The following is a 734-nucleotide window of genomic DNA, read 5'->3' as shown; positions in this document are numbered from 1 at the left end:
GAACCCGCCCGGATACACTTCCGCGACCGTTTTCAGAAAGGGGTGCAGGTCATGGCCTCCCGGGAAGGTGTCGAGCTGGGGGCTCTTTATTGTCCGGAGATGCTGGGTGAAGTCCTCGATCAGCCCGGTTCCCTCCATTTTCTGCTGCAGGCGGCGCATGGGCTCGTTCGCATCGGGGCGGCATTCCTCGAAAGAAAGGAACCGGTTGCCTTCCGCATCGAGGATCAGGAACAGCGGGTCGGAATCGGGGAAGATCCCCTCCGTGAAGTCCTGGAGGATACGGATGAGTTCCGTCAGGGAGTTCTCGGCGCCCGCGCGCCGCGTGACCTCGAAGAGCGTCTCCAGCTGGTGCTGGGTCCTTTGCAGTTCCTTGGAGCGGAAGGTCAAGGCCTCCTCCATCCGCCGTTTTTCGGTGACATCGTGTTCCATCCGGATGACCAGCTCCACGCCGCCGCTGCTGTTGAAGAGCGGATAGGTCGTGACCTGAAGCATCCGCTCCTGTCCCTCGGCGTTCAAGTACACCTTGTCGCACTTGGCGGGACGCTTGATCGCCGCAGCCTCCCGGACGGGGCAATGGATTCCACCCTCCCAGCAAGGGGTCTTCCTTCCCGCCATGATGGTGTAGCACGGTATGCCGATCGTCTTTTCCGGATCGAGCCCGACCCGATGGAGGAAGGAGGCGTTGGCTTGCACGATATGGTGCGTCACGGGGTCGACGACGACCAGATTGTCGG

1 pseudogene (only partly in view) is annotated in these 734 nt (G+C 61.9%); it reads right to left on the bottom strand.

The features are described 5' to 3' along the window. Positions 1-734, bottom strand: a pseudogene (locus A2Z13_09310) (hypothetical protein); it runs 823 nt beyond the window's last position.

Source organism: Deltaproteobacteria bacterium RBG_16_64_85, from assembly GCA_001798885.1.
Classification (GTDB): Bacteria; Desulfobacterota; Deferrimicrobia; order Deferrimicrobiales; family Deferrimicrobiaceae; genus FEB-35.
Note: the sequence above shows the minus strand (reverse complement) of the source record. Positions and strands in the feature narration are given on the sequence as shown.